16 protein-coding genes and 1 tRNA gene are annotated in these 17,824 nt (G+C 63.2%); 6 read left to right on the forward strand and 11 right to left on the reverse strand.

All coding sequences use genetic code 11. The annotated features are described in order from the left end of the window. Window positions 1–5 precede the first annotated feature (5 nt). The 3 genes from Q0899_RS07885 (at window position 6) to metG (ending at window position 3,722) form a co-directional block, all read left to right on the forward strand. The gene (locus tag Q0899_RS07885) at window positions 6–581 is read left to right on the forward strand and encodes a YceI family protein (protein WP_298296840.1); all 576 of its coding nucleotides are present in this window, start codon (window positions 6–8) and stop codon (window positions 579–581) included. A gap of 115 nt (window positions 582–696) precedes the next feature. Beyond that, entirely contained in the window at window positions 697–1,920 is a 1,224-nt protein-coding gene (locus Q0899_RS07890) for an MFS transporter (protein WP_298356264.1), read from the forward strand. A 92-nt stretch (window positions 1,921–2,012) separates the two neighbouring features. After that, complete coding sequence (gene metG, locus Q0899_RS07895) at window positions 2,013–3,722, forward strand: methionine--tRNA ligase (RefSeq protein ID WP_299191992.1); 1,710 nt, start codon at window positions 2,013–2,015, stop codon at window positions 3,720–3,722. A gap of 329 nt (window positions 3,723–4,051) precedes the next feature. On the opposite strand, the gene Q0899_RS07900 is transcribed toward metG, so the two are convergent. Next, complete coding sequence (locus Q0899_RS07900; protein WP_299191994.1) at window positions 4,052–4,660, reverse strand: hypothetical protein; 609 nt, start codon at window positions 4,658–4,660, stop codon at window positions 4,052–4,054. A gap of 120 nt (window positions 4,661–4,780) precedes the next feature. Between Q0899_RS07900 and Q0899_RS07905 the strand changes: the two genes are divergently transcribed. Next, the gene (locus Q0899_RS07905; RefSeq protein WP_299191996.1) at window positions 4,781–5,341 is read left to right on the forward strand and encodes a hypothetical protein; all 561 of its coding nucleotides are present in this window, start codon (window positions 4,781–4,783) and stop codon (window positions 5,339–5,341) included. Window positions 5,342–5,407: 66 nt separating this feature from the next. Next, window positions 5,408–5,492, forward strand: a tRNA-Leu gene (locus Q0899_RS07910). 98 nt (window positions 5,493–5,590) lie between these two features. Here Q0899_RS07910 and Q0899_RS07915 read toward each other — a convergent pair. From Q0899_RS07915 to Q0899_RS07945, 7 genes are all read right to left on the reverse strand, one after another. Next, window positions 5,591–6,736, reverse strand: a complete 1,146-nt coding sequence (locus tag Q0899_RS07915) for an iron-containing alcohol dehydrogenase (RefSeq protein ID WP_299191998.1) — start codon at window positions 6,734–6,736, stop codon at window positions 5,591–5,593. A 5-nt stretch (window positions 6,737–6,741) separates the two neighbouring features. Continuing rightward, window positions 6,742–8,115, reverse strand: coding sequence for an aldehyde dehydrogenase family protein (locus Q0899_RS07920; RefSeq protein WP_298296822.1), 1,374 nt, complete (start codon window positions 8,113–8,115; stop codon window positions 6,742–6,744). A 4-nt stretch (window positions 8,116–8,119) separates the two neighbouring features. After that, entirely contained in the window at window positions 8,120–9,484 is a 1,365-nt protein-coding gene (locus Q0899_RS07925) for a glutamine synthetase family protein (protein ID WP_298296819.1), read from the reverse strand. A gap of 67 nt (window positions 9,485–9,551) precedes the next feature. Beyond that, window positions 9,552–10,583: a TRAP transporter substrate-binding protein gene (locus Q0899_RS07930; protein WP_299192001.1), complete on the reverse strand. Its 1,032-nt coding sequence runs from the start codon at window positions 10,581–10,583 to the stop codon at window positions 9,552–9,554. Between the two features lie 141 nt (window positions 10,584–10,724). After that, on the reverse strand, window positions 10,725–12,050 hold the full coding sequence (locus tag Q0899_RS07935) for a TRAP transporter large permease subunit (RefSeq protein ID WP_299192003.1): 1,326 nt from the start codon (window positions 12,048–12,050) through the stop codon (window positions 10,725–10,727). After that, window positions 12,050–12,619: a TRAP transporter small permease subunit gene (locus tag Q0899_RS07940; RefSeq protein WP_298296810.1), complete on the reverse strand. Its 570-nt coding sequence runs from the start codon at window positions 12,617–12,619 to the stop codon at window positions 12,050–12,052. Before Q0899_RS07940 ends, Q0899_RS07935 begins: the two co-directional genes overlap by 1 nt. Next, window positions 12,607–13,386 (reverse strand): N-formylglutamate amidohydrolase, encoded by a 780-nt coding sequence (locus Q0899_RS07945; protein WP_299192006.1) that lies wholly within the window; start codon window positions 13,384–13,386, stop codon window positions 12,607–12,609. The genes Q0899_RS07940 and Q0899_RS07945 overlap by 13 nt, the downstream gene beginning before the upstream one ends. 118 nt (window positions 13,387–13,504) lie before the next feature. Between Q0899_RS07945 and Q0899_RS07950 the strand changes: the two genes are divergently transcribed. Next, entirely contained in the window at window positions 13,505–14,377 is an 873-nt protein-coding gene (locus Q0899_RS07950) for a MurR/RpiR family transcriptional regulator (RefSeq protein ID WP_298296804.1), read from the forward strand. A gap of 24 nt (window positions 14,378–14,401) precedes the next feature. Here Q0899_RS07950 and Q0899_RS07955 read toward each other — a convergent pair whose 3' ends face one another. The 3 genes from Q0899_RS07955 to Q0899_RS07965 are packed head-to-tail and all read right to left on the reverse strand — an operon-like array spanning window position 14,402 to window position 17,812. Further along, complete coding sequence (locus tag Q0899_RS07955) at window positions 14,402–15,385, reverse strand: ABC transporter permease (protein ID WP_298296802.1); 984 nt, start codon at window positions 15,383–15,385, stop codon at window positions 14,402–14,404. Further along, window positions 15,375–16,874, reverse strand: coding sequence for a sugar ABC transporter ATP-binding protein (locus Q0899_RS07960; protein ID WP_299192009.1), 1,500 nt, complete (start codon window positions 16,872–16,874; stop codon window positions 15,375–15,377). Before Q0899_RS07960 ends, Q0899_RS07955 begins: the two co-directional genes overlap by 11 nt. Next, on the reverse strand, window positions 16,871–17,812 hold the full coding sequence (locus Q0899_RS07965) for an ABC transporter permease (protein ID WP_299192011.1): 942 nt from the start codon (window positions 17,810–17,812) through the stop codon (window positions 16,871–16,873). The genes Q0899_RS07960 and Q0899_RS07965 overlap by 4 nt, the downstream gene beginning before the upstream one ends. Window positions 17,813–17,824: the final 12 nt, after the last annotated feature.

The raw sequence follows: 17,824 nt of genomic DNA on the forward strand, positions 1-17,824 counted from the left end.
TCCCCATGATCAAAGCACTTCTGACCGCCCTCGCCCTGACCCTGCCCGCCACGGTCATCGCCGCCCCCGTGGCCTACGCGCTGGAGGCCGCCAAGTCGCAGGTGGGCTTCGTGTTCAAGCTCAACAATGCGGACGCCAAAGGCAGCATGCCGATCAAATCGTCCAACATCACCATCGACACCGCGGCGCTGCAGCGCTCATCGGTGGATGTCACGGTGGATGTGCGCCGCGCGCGCACCGGCTTCATCTTCGCCACCGAGGCCCTGAAAGGGGCCAGCGTGCTCAACGCCCGGAAATTCGGCACCATCCGGTTTGTGTCGACCCGCATCCGGCTGAACGGGGCGGGCAACCTGGCCGATGGAGCCAAGATTGACGGCAACCTGACCATCCGCGGCGTCACCCGGCCGGTGACGCTGAACGCCGCCCTCTTCCGGCAACGCGGCACCGAGGCGGGCGACCTGTCCAAACTCAGCTTCCGGCTGAACGGCACCGTCAGCCGCAGCGCCTTCGGGGCGACGGGCTACGGCGACCTGGTTGATGACACGATCCGGCTCGATATCGTGGCCCGGGTCAAAAGCTGAGCGGGTCAAAAGCCAGAAACGACGCCCGCCGTCGAAAAACCGCTAGCGGCCCCGTGCGGGCCGTGATCTAGCTGGGGCGAACCAAACCCGCATCACAACCGGATCCAGCACCCCCATGCGCTTGCTCATCTCCTTCGCCGCGCTGTTTGTGTCCGTGATCTTGCTGCAGCTCAGCTCCGGCGCGGTAGGCCCGCTGGACGCGTTGTCCGGCCTCTCGCTCGACTTTTCCACGCAGCAGGTGGGGCTTCTGGGCTCGGCGCATTTTGTGGGCTTTTTCGTCGGCTGCTGGTGGGCGCCGCGCCTGATGGGGTCGGTCGGCCATTCCCGCGCATTTGCGGCCTTCACCGCCGCGGGGGCTATCGGCCTTTTGGCGCATATGCTGGTCATCGACCCCTATGCCTGGGCCCTGATGCGCGTCGCGTCGGGCATTTGCGTGGCGGGGTGCTACACGGTGATCGAGGCCTGGCTGAACGCAAAGGTCACCAACACGACACGCGGCCGGGCCATGGGCACCTACCGCATCGTTGACATGGGTGGGTCGCTGGTGGCGCAGCTGATGATCGGGGTGCTGGAGCCCGCCTCCTACGTGTCCTACAACCTGCTGGCGCTCTTGTGCTGCGCCGCGATCCTGCCCCTGACGCTGACCAAGGCCAGCCAGCCCGACACGCCCGAGGCCCCGCGTTTGCGCCCGAAACTGGCCTGGGCAATGTCGCCGCTGGCCGTGGCGGGGGTGATGGTCGCGGGCCTGACTTCGGCGGCGTTCCGGATGGTCGGGCCGATCTATGGCCAGGAGGTGGGCCTTGGCGCCGAACAAATCGGCTATTTCCTGGCCGCCTTCGTGCTGGGCGGGGCCATGGCGCAATACCCGGCCGGCTGGGCGGCCGATAAATATGACCGCCGCTGGGTGCTGATCTGGTTGTCGGGGGTGTCGATGCTGGCATGCGGGGCAACGGTGGGCCTTGCGGGCGGCGGCACGCAGGCCGTGATGTTTTCCGCGTTCCTGTTCGGTTTCACGACCTTCCCCATCTTCTCGGTGGCCGCGGCGCACGCGCATGACTTCGCGACCTCCGAGCAACGGGTAGAACTCTCCGCCGCGCTGATGTTCTTCTACGCCATCGGCGCGATTGCCTCGCCGCTGGTCGCCTCCAGCCTGATCGACGCGTTCGGCCCGGAGGCGCTGTTCATTCTGATCTCCGCGGGCCACGGGCTGTTGATCGTCTTCGGCCTCAGCCGCATGAAGGTGCGCCGGACCGTCGATGACCGCACCCCCTACGCCTACACCCCGCGCACCTCCTTCACCATTGGCCGCTTGCTCAGGCGTCACCGCGACGGCGCCTAGTTTCATCTTGGCAAAAATATGCAAGGGCCCCGCTGGAAAGCCGCGCGGCCTTGCGGTACATGGGCCGGACCTGAACCAAGAAGGCGCGTCTCATGGCTCGTATCCTCATCACCTCGGCGATCCCCTATATCAACGGGATCAAGCATCTGGGCAACCTGGTGGGCTCGCAGCTGCCCGCCGATCTCTATGCCCGCTACATGCGCGCGCGCGGCCATGAGGTGATGTTCATCTGCGCCACGGACGAGCATGGCACCCCAGCCGAGCTTGCCGCCAAGAAGGCCGGCAAACCGGTGGCCGAATTCTGCGCCGAGATGCATGAGGTGCAGGCCAAAATCGGCGCGGGCTTCGGGCTGTCCTTTGACCATTTCGGCCGCTCGTCCTCGCCGCAAAACCATGCGCTGACCCAAGCCTTTGCTGGGCAGTTGGCGGATGAGGGATTGATCGAGGAAGTGTCCGAACAACAGGTCTACTCCAACGCCGACGGCCGTTTCCTGCCGGATCGCTACATTGAAGGCACCTGCCCCAATTGCGGCTACGACAAAGCCCGCGGCGACCAATGCGAGAACTGCACCAAGCAGCTGGACCCCACTGATCTGATCGAGCCACGCTCCGCCATCTCCGGCTCCACCGATCTGGAGGTGCGCGACACCAAGCACCTGTATCTCAAGCAGTCCCAGCTGAAGGACAAGCTGTCGGCATGGATCGACAGCAAGACGGATTGGCCCGTTCTCACCACGTCGATCGCCAAGAAGTGGCTGCATGACGGCGACGGGCTGCAAGACCGCGGCATCACCCGCGATCTGGACTGGGGCGTGCCGGTCAAACGCGGCACCGAGGACTGGCCCGGCATGGAAGGCAAGGTTTTCTACGTCTGGTTCGACGCGCCCATCGAATACATCGCGGCCACCCATGAATGGGCCGACAAAACCGGCGGCGACTGGGAACGCTGGTGGCGCACCGACAAGGGCGCGGATGACGTGAAATACGTGCAATTCATGGGCAAGGACAACGTGCCATTCCACACGCTCAGCTTCCCCGCCACGATCATGGGGTCGAATCAGCCATGGAAGCTGGTCGATTACATCAAATCGTTCAACTACCTCAATTATGATGGCGGGCAGTTCTCCACCTCCCAAGGGCGCGGCATCTTCCAGGATCAGGCGCTTGAGATTTTGCCCGCGGATTATTGGCGCTGGTGGCTGCTCAGCCACGCGCCGGAAAACTCCGACGCCGAATTCACCTGGGAGGCGTTCCAGACGGATGCCAACAAGGACCTCGCCGACGTGCTGGGCAATTTCGTCTCGCGCGTTACCAAGTTCTGCCGCTCCAAATTCTCAGAGGCCCTGCCCGAGGGCGGCGCGTATGGCGAGGCCGAAACCAGGCTCATCGCCGATCTCACCACCAAAATCCGCGCCTACGAGACCCATATGGCCGACATGGACGTGCGCAAGGCGGCAAACGAGCTGCGCGGCATCTGGGTGGCGGGCAACGAATACCTGCAGGCCGAGGCGCCGTGGACCGTCTTCAAAACCGACCCCGAGCGCGCCGCGATGCAAATCCGCCTCGCCCTCAACCTGATCCGCGTCTACGCCGTGCTGTCCGCGCCCTTCATCCCGGACGCCGCCGCCAAAATGCTGTCGGGGATGAACACGCTCGACACCAGCTGGCCTGACGACGTGAACGTCGCGCTAACGGCGCTGCCCGCTGGACATGCATTCACCGTGCCCGAGGTGCTGTTTGCCAAAATCACCGACGATGAGCGCGAGGAATGGGCCCAACGTTTCGCAGGCACGCGGGACTGATCGCTTCTTTCTGCTCTAAATATGCAAAAGCGTTGCGCCAACCCCAGGCGCTGCGCCCGCATGGTTAACCATCCGCTCATTCCAACGCGCTAAACCCGCTCTCGGATCCAGCGGGGCCTCTCACGCCGCGCAAAGACAGAACGGGACTGCGGCAGTTCGTTTGGGCTGCCTTGCACCCTCCGGAGACAGGCAAGGCCGGTCGGGGCCAAAACCCCGGCGGGAACCGCGCCCCCCCATGTCGATCAGGGTGGCGCCACCTTTCTTCCTTCACTGCACGAGACAACGACCCCACCGCCCAGCCCCAAGGCTGGCGCGGCGCAAGGTGTGCCTCAGCCTTTCAGGCGGGTGACGGTGCCGCGATAGGCGCGGCAAACCGGCTCTCCAAGCTTGGCCGGACGCCCCTTGTCCCCCGCCAACCCTTGCGCCCGCTGGCGCACGAAGATGTGGCGCAGCGCCGGCCCGTCCTTTGACCCCGCAAGCGCCCATGCGCCGCTGTTGCACATCGCAAACACCACCGGACGGCCACGGTCGAACCATTTCGCGTGGCGCACATCGCTCATCGACTGCCGCCCGGTCAGACCGGGCCGGTCGGGGTCATAATTGGCGGGCACGACGATGGCGTAGGCGGTGCAGTCCCCCGGCCCCTCCTGCTCGCAATACGCGCGGGCCTCGGTATGGGCCTCCGCCAGGGAATGGCGGCCAGCGGCCCAGCCGAAATGGCCCGATTTGCCCACGTAAAACGCCCCGAAAAATGTCTGGCGCTGAAAGTTACCGTTGAAGACGCGGCCTGCCTTGGGGCTTAGATGGCCGTCCCCCACCCGTTCCAAAACCGCGTCCGCGTCATATAGCGTCAGGTCGGCCTGTTCCGGCCCGGTGGCAACCCAAAGGAGAACCAGCGCGAAAAACACCGACGCAATCCATGTCCCGAACCGTCTCATAAAATGCTGCGCCCACCTCTCAATGCCCGTGCAGCAAACGACGAAGCTGGCCCGAAGTCCAGCGCTACACTGGCGGCAACGTGACTTGACCCCGGCGCGCCCGCGACATTTGGTGGCGGTATGAGACTGCTCGCCCTCGCCCTGATCTGCGCTCCGTCATTGGCCGCGGCCACTTGCCCGCCCCTTCCCGCGCGCAGCGCCGCGCAGGACCAGCTGATGGAACAGGTCCGCGCCGCCGGCACCGAGACGCTGGCGCAAGAGCTGAACACCAGGCTCTGGGAGATTTGGACCACCGCGCCCGACGCTGCGGCGCAGGAGATGCTGGACAGCGGCATGTCACGCCGCGCCTCCTTTGACTTTCTCGGCGCCAAGGCGTCGTTCGACGCGCTGATCGCTTATTGCCCGCATTACGCCGAGGGCTACAACCAACGCGCCTTTGTCAGCTTCCTGCGGGAGGATTACCCCGCCGCGCTGGTTGATCTGGACAAAACGCTGGAGATCACGCCCGACCATATCGGAGCGGCCTCCGGCAAGGCGCTGACGTTGCTCAGGATGGGCCGCGACGTGGAAGGCCAGCTGGCGCTGCGCCACGCGCTGACCATGAACCCCTGGCTGCCGGAGCGGTTTCAGCTCAAGGCCATGGAAGACGTGCGGGGCGCGGGTTCCGACACCGACCTGTGAGGCCGCTCCAAGTCACGGGCGCTCTTGCCAATCCGACAGGGCATGATACTCCATCCGCAAACCATCGCGGGCGTGATGGAATGGTAGACATAGCAGACTTAAAATCTGTGGGGCATAGCCCGTGGGGGTTCAAGTCCCCCCGCCCGCACCACCTTTTATTGTGCTACCGCGCGGAGCGCCACTTGAGCACTGGTTTGGTTCGAGGTTTGTCCTCTCACCTGCACCAACCTGCCCAATAGGGCACCCCCGTCACAGGCAGGCCAGCAGCAGCTTGGTCGTGTTTTCCCTGGTCATTTCAACCGGGTTGCCGCCGGTGCTGGGGTCGGCCAATGCGCCCGCGACGATGCGGTCGATATCAGGGTTTTCCACGCCAAGACCGGCCAACGTCTTTGGAATGCCAAGCGAGGCATTCAGCGCGTCAACATAGGCGCAAAACCCGTCAAATCCGCCCGCGATCCCGAGGTAGTTTGCCGCCTGCCCTAGACGGTCCGCAATCTCGGGTTTGTTGAACTGCAGCACCGCCGGCATGCACACCGCATTCGTGGTGCCGTGATGGGTGTGATACATCGCCCCGATCGGGTGGGACAGCGCGTGAATGGCGCCCAGCCCCTTTTGGAACGCCGTGGCCCCCATCGCGGCGGCGGACATCATATGGGCGCGGGCCTCGATATCGGCGCCGTCCGCATAGGCGCGGGGCAGATATTCCTTGACCAGCCGCATGCCCTCAAGCGCCATGCCTTGCGACATGGGGTGGTAATGGGGCGAGCAGAACGCCTCCACGCAATGGGCGAACGCGTCAAGGCCGGTCCCGGCGGTGATGAATGCGGGCATGCCGACGGTCAGTTCGGGGTCGCAAATCACCACGCTGGGCAGAAATTTCGGGTGGAAGATGATCTTCTTCTCCTCGGTCACCGAGTTGGTGATGACCGAGGCGCGCCCCACCTCTGACCCGGTTCCCGCCGTCGTTGGCACGGCCACAATCGGGGCAATGGCATCGGCGTCGGCGCGGGTCCACCAGTCGCCGATATCCTCGAAATCCCAAAGCGGGCGGGTCTGGCCCGCCAGAAACGCCACCAGCTTGCCAAGGTCCAGTCCGGAGCCGCCGCCAAAGGCAACCACCCCGTCATGGCCGCCAGCTTTGAAGGCCTCCACACCGGCGGCGGCGTTCTTTTCATTGGGGTTCGGGTCCACATCGGCAAAGATCGCGCGGCTCAGCCCGGCGGCCTCCAGCAGGTCCAGCGTCCGGGTGGTGATGTCCATGTTGGCAAGCCCGCGATCCGTGACCAGCAGCGGCCTTGTGATCCCGGCGGCCGCGCAGGCATCGGCAATTTCGCTGATACGGCCTGCGCCAAAGCGGATGGCGGTGGGGTATGACCAGTTGGCGGTGATGCTCATGTCTTTCAGGCTCTCTTCAGGTGGTATGATTTTGGGCGGGTCAGGTTGTGATAGCCGATGACGGACAGCCCGCCGCCGCGGCCGGTATCCTTGCAGCCGGTCCAGCACAGCCCGGGATCAAGGTAGTCGGCGCGGTTCATGAACACGGTGCCGGTATCGATCTGATCGGCAATGGCCTCCGCCCGCGCCGCGTCCTGCGTCCACAGCGACGCCGTCAGCCCGAAGTCGCTGTCATTCATCAGCGCGATCGCCTCGGCATCGTCCTTGACGGGCATGATGCCCACAACGGGGCCGAAGCTTTCTTCGTGCATCACGCGCATATCGTGGGTCACGCCGGTCAGGATTTGCGGCATCAGATACGCGCCGCCATCCTGCGGGAAGGTCGCCGGGTCGACATGCACCGTCGCCCCGTCTGCTACCGCGTCGGCTACCTGCCCGCGCACCGCATCGGCGAAGCGGACATGCGCCATCGGCCCCAGCGTTGTGGCCGGGTCCAGCGGATTGCCAAGCGTATAGCCGTTCACAATGGCCACGGCCTTGTCGACGAACTCCGCAAACAGGCTGTCTTGCACGTAGATGCGTTCGATCCCGCAGCAGCATTGGCCCGAGTTGAACATCGCCCCGTCAATCAGCGTGTCGACCGCCGCGTCAAGGTTTGCGTCCTCCATCACGTAGCCGGGGTCCTTGCCGCCAAGCTCAAGCCCGAGGCCGGTAAACGTGCCGCTGGCCGCGGCCTCCATCGCTTTGCCGCCCCCGACTGAGCCGGTGAAATTCACGAAGCCGAACGCGCGCCCCGCAATCAGCGCCGAGGTGGTCTGGTGGTCAAGAAACACGTTTTGAAAGACGTCTTCGGGGATGCCTGCCGCGTGAAAGGCCCGCGCCATGCGTTCCCCCACCAGCGGGGTCTGCGACGCGTGTTTCAGCATCACCGCATTGCCCGCGATCAACGCGGGCGCGACGGTGTTGATCGCCGTCATGTAGGGGTAGTTCCAAGGTGCGACGACCAGAACCAGCCCATGCGGCACCCGTTTGATCACCCGGCGGAAGGCGTCGCTGTCTTCGACCTCGATCGGGGCGAGCGCGTCTTGCGCAATTTGCGCCATGTAGCTTGCCCGCTCGTCAAAGCCGCCGAATTCGCCGCCATAGCGGATCGGGCGGCCCATTTGCCATGCCAGCTCGGGCACGATCTCGTCATTCATCTCGCCCACGGCGGCGACGCCCGCCTGAACCAATGCGATGCGCTCGGCCAGAGGGCGCGCCGCCCATGCGGTTTGCGCCGCTTTGGCCCGCGCGACGGCGCGTTCGGCATCTGCCTGCCCCAGCGTTTCGCGTGTCGCATAAACCGACCCGTCAATCGGCGAGATACATTCCAAACTCATCAGCCTAAGCCCTTTCAAAGCCGCGCGCGATTTCCCAATCGGTGACGACGCGGTCAAATTCTTCCTGCTCCCATTCGGCGGCGCGGGTGTAGTGGTCCACCACGTCATCGCCCAGCGCCTCGCGCAAAAAGCCCGAGCCGCGCAGCGTTTGCGTGGCCGCACGCAGCGTCTGCGGAATGTCCGCCGCCTTTTGGTCCTCGTAGACGTCGCCGGTCGTGGCGGGCGCCAGGTCCAGCTTGTCCTCGATGCCTTTGATGCCGGCGGCCAGCATGACGGCCTGCGCCAGATAGGGGTTCAGGTCCGAGCCGCCGATACGGCATTCCACCCGCACCCCTTTGGTGCCCTCGCCGCACAGGCGGAAGCCGGCGGTGCGGTTGTCAACCGACCAGACGGTTTTCGTGGGCGCAAAAGTGCCCTTCGCGAAACGTTTGTAGCTGTTGACATAGGGGGCCAGAAAATAGGTGTAATCAGGCGCGTATTTGATCAGCCCCGCCATGTAGTGGCCCATCACATCCGACATGCCGTGCTTGGCGGAGGCCTCAAAAAACGCGGGCTTGCCGTCCGTCCAGAGCGACTGGTGCACGTGGCTGGAGGACCCGACGCGGTCCTTGTGCCATTTGGGCAGGAAGGTCGCGGCGCGCCCCTGCTGCCATGCAATTTCCTTGATCGCGTGTTTCGCGATGGAATGGTGGTCGGCGCAATCGAGCGCGGGGGCGTAGCGGATGTTCAGCTCTTCCTGCCCGGCCTCGGCCTCCCCCTTGGAATTCTCGATGGGCAGCCCCGCGGCGTAGAGGTGGTTGCGCACCGGCCGCATCACGCCCTCTTCCTTGGTGGTCTGCAGAATGTGGTAATCTTCGTTATAGCCGCTGATCGGCTCAAGAACTCGGTAACCGCCCTTGCGGATGTCGTCAAAGCTCTGCTCGAACAGGAAGAATTCAAGTTCGGTCGCCATCATGGCCTCAAAGCCCAGCGCCTCCAACCGGGCAATCTGGCGTTTGAGGATCGCGCGGGGCGCGTGTGGCACGTCCGCATGCGTGTGGTGATCAAGTATGTCGCACAGCACCATCGCGGTGCCCTCCAGCCACGGCACGGGGCGAATGGTCGCCAGATCGGGCTTCATGACATAGTCGCCATACCCAGATTGCCAGCTGGTCGAGGCGTAGCCGTCGGGCGTCGCCATCTCGAGATCGGTGGCCAGCAGGTAGTTGCAGCAATGGGTTTCCTCAAACGAGGTCTCCACAAAATTCGCGCCGTGAAAGCGTTTGCCCATCAGGCGGCCCTGCATATCCACGAAACAGGCGAGAACGGTGTCGATGGCCCCGTCCGCAACGCTGGCCTTCAGCTCGTCAAATGTCATCAATCCGGGCATGTCTGTTCAACTTTCTATCGGGGGATAGGGGCGACGGGTCGGTCGCCCCCATGATGCGCAGTCAGGATCAGCCGTAGCGATACGGGCGGCCCGCTTTGATCATATCTGCATTATACTTCTTGAAGATATCAACCACGCGGCGCTTCACGTCGGATTCTGCCGCGATTTCCTCCCAGAACTCCTGAGCCGCGGCTTCAACCGTCGCCCATTCCTCGTCGGGGATGGTGGTCAGCTCCATCTTGGTGCCGTTCACGCGCAGGTTGGCCTCGCCGCCCCAGTACCACCACTGGCGGTAGTAATGCGACTGGTCGCAGCAGACGCGGAACAGGGTTTGCAGGTTCTCCGGCAGCTCGTTCCAGCGGTCCATATTGGCAAAGAATGACCCCGCCCAGGCGCCCGAGATGTTGTTGGTCAGGAAGTAGTTGGTCACGTCGGCCCAGCCGACGGTGTAATCCTCGGTGATGCCCGACCACGCGATGCCGTCAAGCTCACCGGTTTGCACCGCCACCTCGATGTCTTCCCATGGCAGGTTCACCGGCACGACGCCAAACTGGCTCATGAAACGGCCGGCGGTCGGGAAGGTGAAGATGCGTTTGCCTTTGAGATCTTCGAGCGAGCGGATCGGGTCCTTGGTGGCAAAGTGGCACGGGTCCCACGCGCCGGCAGAGATATGTTTGACCCCGACCTTGGAGTATTCCTCGTCCCAGATCTCGTTCAGGCCGTATTGGTTGAACAGCACTGGCACGTCGAGCGAGTAGCGCGACCCGAACGGGAAATACCCGCCGAACACGGTCACGTCGGTGGGCGAGGCCATCGAGTCGTCATCGGATTGAACCGCGTCAATCGTGCCGCGCTGCATGGCCTGAAACAGCTCGCCCGTCGGCACCAGCTGGTCGGCAAAGAACAGCTCGATCTGCATGCGGTCGCCCGCGATCTTGTTGAACATCTCAACTGCCGGAACGATCACTTCGGCGGCCAGTGAGGCCCCCGCATAGGTCTGCATCCGCCATTTGATCGTGCTTTGCGCAAGCGCCGGTGTCGCGAGCGCCGCTGCGGGCGCAATCGCCGCCCCTTGGATAAACTTACGTCTTGAAGTCATAGCTTTTCTCCTTCGTTGAAATTGGCGTCCGCTTTGGTTGCGGCTCTGGTTAAATTGAATTGGAATTACGGCTCCATCTTTTGGCCTCGGTCATTCGAAAAACGTGGCAGTTCCGGTCGGCGGAGTTAGCCCCCATGGCGGTCATCTCCCGTACACATATTCAGGCAACCACAGCGCGATGCCGGGGAAGGCCATGACCAGCGCCAGGGCCGCCACCATGATCAGAACAAAGGGCGTGATTGACGCGTATATGTCGCGCAGCGAAATTTCGGGCGGGGCCATGGCGCGCATCAGGAACAGGTTGTAGCCAAAGGGCGGCGTCATATACGCGATCTGCGTGGTGATGGTGTACAGGATGCCGTACCAGATCAGGTCGAACCCAAGCGCGCCGACCAGCGGCACATAGAGCGGCGCCACAATCACCAGCATCGCCGTGTCGTCCAGGAACGTGCCCATCAGGATGAAGCTCAGCTGCATCAGGATCAGGATCATCCACGGGCTGAGATTCAACCGCTCGGTGAAGACGCTTTCAATCGCCTTGACCGCGCCCAGCCCGTCAAACACCGCCCCAAAGGCGAGCGCCGCCAGGATGATCCACATGAACATGCAGGTGATCCCAAGGGTGTTGCGCACCGAGTTCTCGAATACCTCTCTGGTCATCCGGCCCTTCAGCACCGCCGCAGTGAACGCCGCGAGCGCCCCGATGGCGGAGCTTTCCACCAGCGACGTCCAGCCGTTCACGAAAGGCACCATCATGGTTGCGAAGATGACCACCGGCAGCAGCCCCGCGCGCAGCAGGCGCAGCTTCTCGGCGCGGGGTATGGAGCGCTCCTCCTCGTCCAGCACCGGCCCCAACACCGGGTTCACCCGGCAGCGCACCGCAATGTAGATGACAAAGAGCGCGGCCATCATCAGCCCCGGGACAACCCCGGCCAGCCACAGCTGCCCCACCGGCTGGCGCGCGATCATTGCGTATAGCACCAGCACCACCGAGGGCGGCACCAGGATGCCCAGGCTGGACCCCGCCTGGATCACCCCCGTCACCATCCGCTTGTCATACCCGCGCTTCAACAGCTCAGGCAGCGCAATGGTGGCCCCAATGGCCATGCCCGCCACGCTCAGCCCGTTCATCGCCGAGATCAGAACCATCAGGCCAATCGTGCCGATGGCCAACCCGCCCCGCAGGCCGCCCATCCAGACATGAAACATCCGGTAGAGATCATCGGCGATCTTGCTCTCGGACAACACGTAGCCCATGAAAATGAACATCGGCAGCGTCAGCAGCGGGTACCACTTCATCAGCTTCATGGCGGCGGCGAAGCCAATGTCAAACCCGCCCCGATCGCCCCACAGCAAAAGCGCCGCCACAACGGCGACGAAGCCAATGGCCCCAAAGACCCGCTGCCCGGTCAGCAGCATCAGCATCATGGACGAAAACATCAAGGTGGCGATCAATTCGTAGCTCATCAGATCGCCTCGCCCCGCAACCGCAGCACGTCCTTCAACAGCTCCGAGATGCATTGCAGCAGCATCAGAAACATCCCCAGGATCATGATCGACTTGACCGGCCACAGATATGGCCGCCACGCCGTTGACGAACGCTCCATCCGGCCGAGTTCTTCTGAGCCGGTCAACAGCCCGCCGAAGTAAGAGAACGGCTCGGTCCCCCAATAACCCAGCGAATAGGCGGTTGAGCTGATCGCCCCGTAGAGCAGCACCGCGAGGTAGAAGATCAGGAACAGCACGGTGACCAGATCGAACCACGCCTTCTTGCGCGGCGACCACTCCCCGTAGAGCAGGTCCATGCGCACGTTGGAGCCAAGCTGCAACGAGTACGGGCCCCCAAGGATGTAGTAGGCCACCATCACAAATTGCGCCATTTCCAACGTCCAGAGCGACGGCAGGAAGAAGGTCTTGCTGATCGACGACCACAGCAAAATCCCCATCAGCACAAAGATGAAATACATCATCAGCCGCCCGACGCGGTAGTTTGCGGCGTCAACGGCCCGGATATAGCCCCGCATCACGCCCGACATTGCACACCCCCCGCGGCCCCGACATGGGCGCATGCCGCTGCAATCCATGACGCCAACATGTCAGCCATGGCGTCCTGCTGCGCGGCGGTCTCGATCAGGTCATTGCGCATCTCCAACATGACGTTGAGATGCCCCTGCCCTATCGCGTGTTCCTTGAGCGTGTGGGTCACGCCATGCTCCGGCCCGTAGGGCGCGTTGCGCTGCACATTGGCTTGCGTGTAGGCGGCGGCGGTGTGCAGCATCGCATCCGCCAACCGGGTGTCGCTGTCATGCAGGACGCCAATTTCAACCGCCCTGCGCGCGCCGTGGTAGACCGGCGTAAAGCTGTGGATGGTGATCAGGATCGGGTCCGTGACCCGCGCGATCTGCGCCCGCAGGGCGGAATGGAACGGGTGGTAAAAATCTGCCGCGCGCGCGGCGCGCTGGGACTGGGTCAGGTCCGCATTGCCGGGCACATCGACCACCTCGCTGCGGGCGGGCATCGCGTCGGGCGCGCTGGGCGGGCGGTTGCAATCATAGACCAGCCGCGACACGCCACCGGCGATCAACGCCGCATCCAGCCGGTCTGCAAGGCGGCTGGCCACCCCCATCGCGCCGGGATCCCATGCGGCATGGCTTTGGCGTTGCTCGGGCGACAGCCCCAGCGCATCAAAGGACGCCGGAATATGGTTGGAGGCATGTTCGCACACAAGCACAACGCAGGACGACCCGTCCGGGTTTATCGGCACAACATAGCCCTGCAATGCATCGATGTGGTTCAGTGACATGCGTCCCCCGTGCCGGTAAACGTCTTGCCAAATGGCGTATCTGTCAACATATTTGTGAAAAATTTATCACATAATCTGCCGTGTTGTTATTTTTTCGATCAAAAGCGAGGCATCTTTGATGAGCGAAGCCAGTCTGACGATCTCGGATCGCATCCAGAACCAGTTTGACGACCTCACCCGGGCGGAGCGGCAGCTGGCGCATTCCATTCTGGAAAATTACCCCGCCTCCGGCCTGGGGCCGCTGAGCGCATTGGCCAAAGACGCCAAAGTCTCGGTGCCCACGGTCGCGCGGATGGTGCAGAAACTGGGCTTCAACGGCTACCCCGAATTCCAGACCGAGCTGCGCGAAGAGCTGAAAGCCAAGGCCAAAGGCCCGATCGCCAAGCATGACACCTGGGCGGGCGGCGCCCCGTCCGAGCATATCCTGAACCGCTTTACCGACGCCGTGATCGACAACATCCGGCATACGCTGGGACAAATCGACCCCGACGATTTCGACGCCGCCTGCGCGATGTGCGCCGACCCCGACCGCCATCTCTACATCGTGGGGGGCCGCATCACCCACACGCTGGCGGAGTATCTGTTTCTGCATATGCAGGTCATCCGGCCGCAGATCACCCATATCCAGTCGACCTCGAACGCGTGGCCGCATTATCTGCTGGACGTCAAGGAGGGCGACGTGTTCATCATTTTCGACATGCGCCGCTACGAGAACAACACCCTGAAGCTGGCCGAGATGGCCCATGCCAAAGGCGCGAAACTGATCCTGTTCACGGACCAATGGCGATCCCCGGTGCATCAATTGGCCGATATCAGCCTCAGCAGCCGCATCGTGGCCCCCTCCGCCTGGGATTCCGCCGCCACGCCGCTGCTGCTGGTGGAGGCGATGATTTCAGCGGTGCAAAACCTGACCTGGGGCGACACCAAAGACCGGATGGAGGCGCTGGAGGACATGTTCGACCAGACAAAACTGTTCCGCAAATTCACCTAAGGGTGCCCCACCAAGGCGCGACCGCTACAGCCGCGCAGCTTTCCGCGCCTGCAGGGCGGCATGGCTTCGCACCGCTGAATAGCGGTCAATGGCAACCGCCGCCAACAGGACTGAGCCGCGCACCACGTCGTAGATATAGGGCGACGCGTTCATCAGGTTCAGGCCGTTGTCGATCAGCACCAGAAACACCGCGCCGATCACTGATCCGATCACCGTGCCCGACCCGCCCGTAAGCTTCGTGCCGCCAAGGATCACCGCCGCAATGACCGTGAACTCTATCCCGATGCCGATGCCCGATTGCAGCCCGCCGACGCGCGCCAGCAAGATCAGCGCCGCAATGCCCGTCACCAACCCGCTGAACGCGTAGACCGCAACGGTCACGCGGCCCACCGGCAGGTTGGTTTCCATGGCTGAGCGTTCCGAGTTTCCGATTGCGCGGGCGTAGACGCCAAGCCGCGTACGGCTCAGCACATAGACGCCCACGATCACCACAACCGCCAGGATCAGAATAGGCACAGGAATGTTCAGAATGCGCCCATTGCCCAGGAAACCCATCTCGCGCGGGACGGGGATGTTTTGCGCCCCCGTCAGGTGGATCGCCGCGCCGCGATAAATCGAGTAGGTGGCCAGCGTTGTGATCAAGGGCGACACCCGGAACCTTATGATGAGCCACCCGTTCAGCGCGCCAAGCCCCGTCGCGCATAGGATGGTCACGAAGAACGACAGAAAGTAGTTTTCGGTGTCGAGCATCAGTTGTGCAAACAAGGCCGACGTCAAAAAGAGGATCGCCCCGACCGAAATGTCGATGCCCGCGGTCAAGATGATGAAGGTCATGCCCACAGCCATGATGGCGGTGACGCTTGACTGCATGAGGATGGCCTGAAAATTCGACAAGGTCAGAAACACCGGCGAGGCCACCGACAAGACGCCCGCCAGCACAATGGTGGCCAACGCAACCGCGACCCATTTTTGGCGCGACATCAGGGATTTCAGGGCATCAAGCGTCATGGCTGCTTCCTTCGCGCGAACTTGCCGCCATCGAGATAATGGCCACGCTGTCGTAGTTCTCGCGCTGCACCTCCCCCACGATCCACCCCTTGCGCATGACAAGCAACCGGTGCGTGATATGCAGCAGCTCAGGCAAATCCGAGGACACGATCAGGATGGCTTTTCCCGACCGGGCCAGATCGGCAATTGCTTCGTGAATGTCGAACTTGGCGCCGATATCGACGCCCTTTGTCGGCTCGTCAAAGATCAGGATGTCCGGGTTCATCGACAGCCAGCGGCCCAGCAACACCTTCTGCTGGTTGCCCCCCGATAGGTCACTGACGTGGTTTTCGATATGCGGGACCGAGATGTTCATGTCCTCGACCATGCCGGCCGCCTTGGCCTTTTCGCCCCGGAAACCGATGCCGCGCATGGCGCGCTTGACGTAATTTGCAATCGCGGAGGCCGACAGGTTTTCGCGCACGGGGCGGTTGAGGAACAATCCGTTGGTGCGGCGGTCCTCAGTGACATAGCACAGGCCCTGCGCCTTCATCCCCGCCACAGTGCGTGGCACAACTTCCCCGTCGATCAGCACGTCGCCCGTTGCCTGCCGCAGGCCAAAAATGGCCTCGGCGATCTCGGTGCGCCCTGCCCCCATCAGCCCCGCGATGCCCAGAATTTCGCCGCGGTTCACGGTGAAACTGACATCGCGGAAATCCGGCGAGGACAGCCCCCGCACCTCCAGCGCCGGTGTTTGCGTGGGCGCGGCCAATGCGACCTGCGCGTCCTCGATGGTGCGGCCCACCATCATTTCTTCCAACGCCCGTTGGGTGACATCTTCCAACCTGCCGTGGCCCACCTGCTGGCCATCGCGCAACACGACGAAGCTGTCGCAGACGCGGTAGATCTCCTCCATGAAATGCGAGATGAAGATGATCGACAGCCCGCGCTCCTTCAACTTATCGATGATCGCGAACAGCTTTTCGCGTTCGACCGCCGTCAGGGAGGTCGTCGGTTCATCGAGGATCAGCACGTTATCGGCATGCAGCAGCGCCTTGGCGATTTCCACCACCTGCTGCTTGCCCGCGCCCAGCGTTTCGACCAGGGCCCGCGGGTCGATGTCGATCCCTAGAAAATTGATCTGTTCCTGGGCAATACGTCCCGCCTGTGACCAGTCCACCCGCGCGGCGGAGCCCGGCAGATCGGAGACGCAGATATTTTCAGCGACGCTGAGCGATCCGAACAAGGACAGCTCCTGGTGAACCGCAGAAATGCCGTGTTCAGACGCGGTGACTTTCGCCACCTGCTGCCCGGCGATGGTGATCTGGCCGCCGGTCGGTTGCAGCAATCCGCATAGCATGTTCTTGGTCGTGGACTTCCCAGCGCCGTTTTCGCCCACCAGCGCCAGAACCTCGCCCGGCCTGAGGTCAAAGGCGACGTCGGCGACGACCGTTTTGTCCCCGAAGGTTTTCGTCAGCCCGCGCACGGACAAGGTCGGCGCGCCGGTCATTGCTGCCTCCGCGCGCCAAGCTTCATCGCCATCCATGTGCCCAGAAAGATCAGCACCCCTTGAATGATCAGTTGGTCATAGAACGGGATGCCCAGCAGGTTCAGCCCGTTCGTCAGCATGGCCAGGATCGCGACGCCCAATATGGTGCGCTCCACCGAACCTTCGCCGCCGGTCATGCCGGTGCCGCCCAGCACAACCGCGCCAATGATGATCAGCAGCAACGTGTCCCCCACCCCCGGGATCGCGTTGCCCAGATTGGCGATGGAGATAAAGCCCGCAACGCCCCCCAGCGTTCCGGCAAAGAGATAGGCGCTGAATGTCGTGAAGCGCACATTTATGCCCGAAAACCGCGCCGCCTCGGCGTTGGACCCGACAAGCATGATGTGCCGCCCCCACGTCGTGTGCGCCATGGCCAAGCCGGACACCAGCACCACGGCCAAGGCGATCACCATAACGGCGGGAATGCCGAGCCAGAGCACGAAGCCGAAATCGAGCATCCAATAGGGCGTTCCCCGCACCGCGATGCCGGAGCTGAACACAAAGGCCAGCCCCCGCGCGATCAGCCCGGTGGCCATGGTCGTGATAAACGGCGTCATCTGGAAATAGCCGATCAACACCCCATTCAGGACCCCGAACGCAAATCCGACGGCGACGGCCGTGACCGCCCCCAGCGCCACGTTTCCCGTCGCGGCCATTGCCAGCCCGGAGACGACCGCGCTGACGCTGATCACCGTCGAGATCGACAAATCGATGCCGCCTGTCAGAAACACAACCGTCATGCCCACGGCGGCGATCAAAACCACCGCATTGGCGCCGAGCATCGCCTCGACATTCCCTGCGGTGAGGAAGAAGGGCGACAGCAACGAAAACCCCGTCAACAGCACAGCAATGATTGCAAGTGCCGGGTAGAATTTCAGAAATTTTAGTGCGGATGTCACGCGCTGGGCCCC

This window comes from uncultured Litoreibacter sp. (assembly GCF_947501785.1).
GTDB lineage: Bacteria > Pseudomonadota > Alphaproteobacteria > Rhodobacterales > Rhodobacteraceae > Litoreibacter.

Excerpts from the sequence above, each read along its gene's own strand:
- Q0899_RS07885 (WP_298296840.1), top strand. The coding sequence starts at position 6 with ATGATCAAAGCACTTCTGACCGCCCTCGCCCTGACCCTGCCCGCCACG.
- Q0899_RS07890 (WP_298356264.1), top strand. The coding sequence starts at position 697 with ATGCGCTTGCTCATCTCCTTCGCCGCGCTGTTTGTGTCCGTGATCTTG.
- metG (WP_299191992.1), top strand. The coding sequence starts at position 2,013 with ATGGCTCGTATCCTCATCACCTCGGCGATCCCCTATATCAACGGGATC.
- Q0899_RS07900 (WP_299191994.1), bottom strand. The coding sequence starts at position 4,660 with ATGAGACGGTTCGGGACATGGATTGCGTCGGTGTTTTTCGCGCTGGTT.
- Q0899_RS07905 (WP_299191996.1), top strand. The coding sequence starts at position 4,781 with ATGAGACTGCTCGCCCTCGCCCTGATCTGCGCTCCGTCATTGGCCGCG.
- Q0899_RS07915 (WP_299191998.1), bottom strand. The coding sequence starts at position 6,736 with ATGAGCATCACCGCCAACTGGTCATACCCCACCGCCATCCGCTTTGGC.
- Q0899_RS07920 (WP_298296822.1), bottom strand. The coding sequence starts at position 8,115 with ATGAGTTTGGAATGTATCTCGCCGATTGACGGGTCGGTTTATGCGACA.
- Q0899_RS07925 (WP_298296819.1), bottom strand. The coding sequence starts at position 9,484 with ATGCCCGGATTGATGACATTTGACGAGCTGAAGGCCAGCGTTGCGGAC.
- Q0899_RS07930 (WP_299192001.1), bottom strand. The coding sequence starts at position 10,583 with ATGACTTCAAGACGTAAGTTTATCCAAGGGGCGGCGATTGCGCCCGCA.
- Q0899_RS07935 (WP_299192003.1), bottom strand. The coding sequence starts at position 12,050 with ATGAGCTACGAATTGATCGCCACCTTGATGTTTTCGTCCATGATGCTG.
- Q0899_RS07940 (WP_298296810.1), bottom strand. The coding sequence starts at position 12,619 with ATGTCGGGCGTGATGCGGGGCTATATCCGGGCCGTTGACGCCGCAAAC.
- Q0899_RS07945 (WP_299192006.1), bottom strand. The coding sequence starts at position 13,386 with ATGTCACTGAACCACATCGATGCATTGCAGGGCTATGTTGTGCCGATA.
- Q0899_RS07950 (WP_298296804.1), top strand. The coding sequence starts at position 13,505 with ATGAGCGAAGCCAGTCTGACGATCTCGGATCGCATCCAGAACCAGTTT.
- Q0899_RS07955 (WP_298296802.1), bottom strand. The coding sequence starts at position 15,385 with ATGACGCTTGATGCCCTGAAATCCCTGATGTCGCGCCAAAAATGGGTC.
- Q0899_RS07960 (WP_299192009.1), bottom strand. The coding sequence starts at position 16,874 with ATGACCGGCGCGCCGACCTTGTCCGTGCGCGGGCTGACGAAAACCTTC.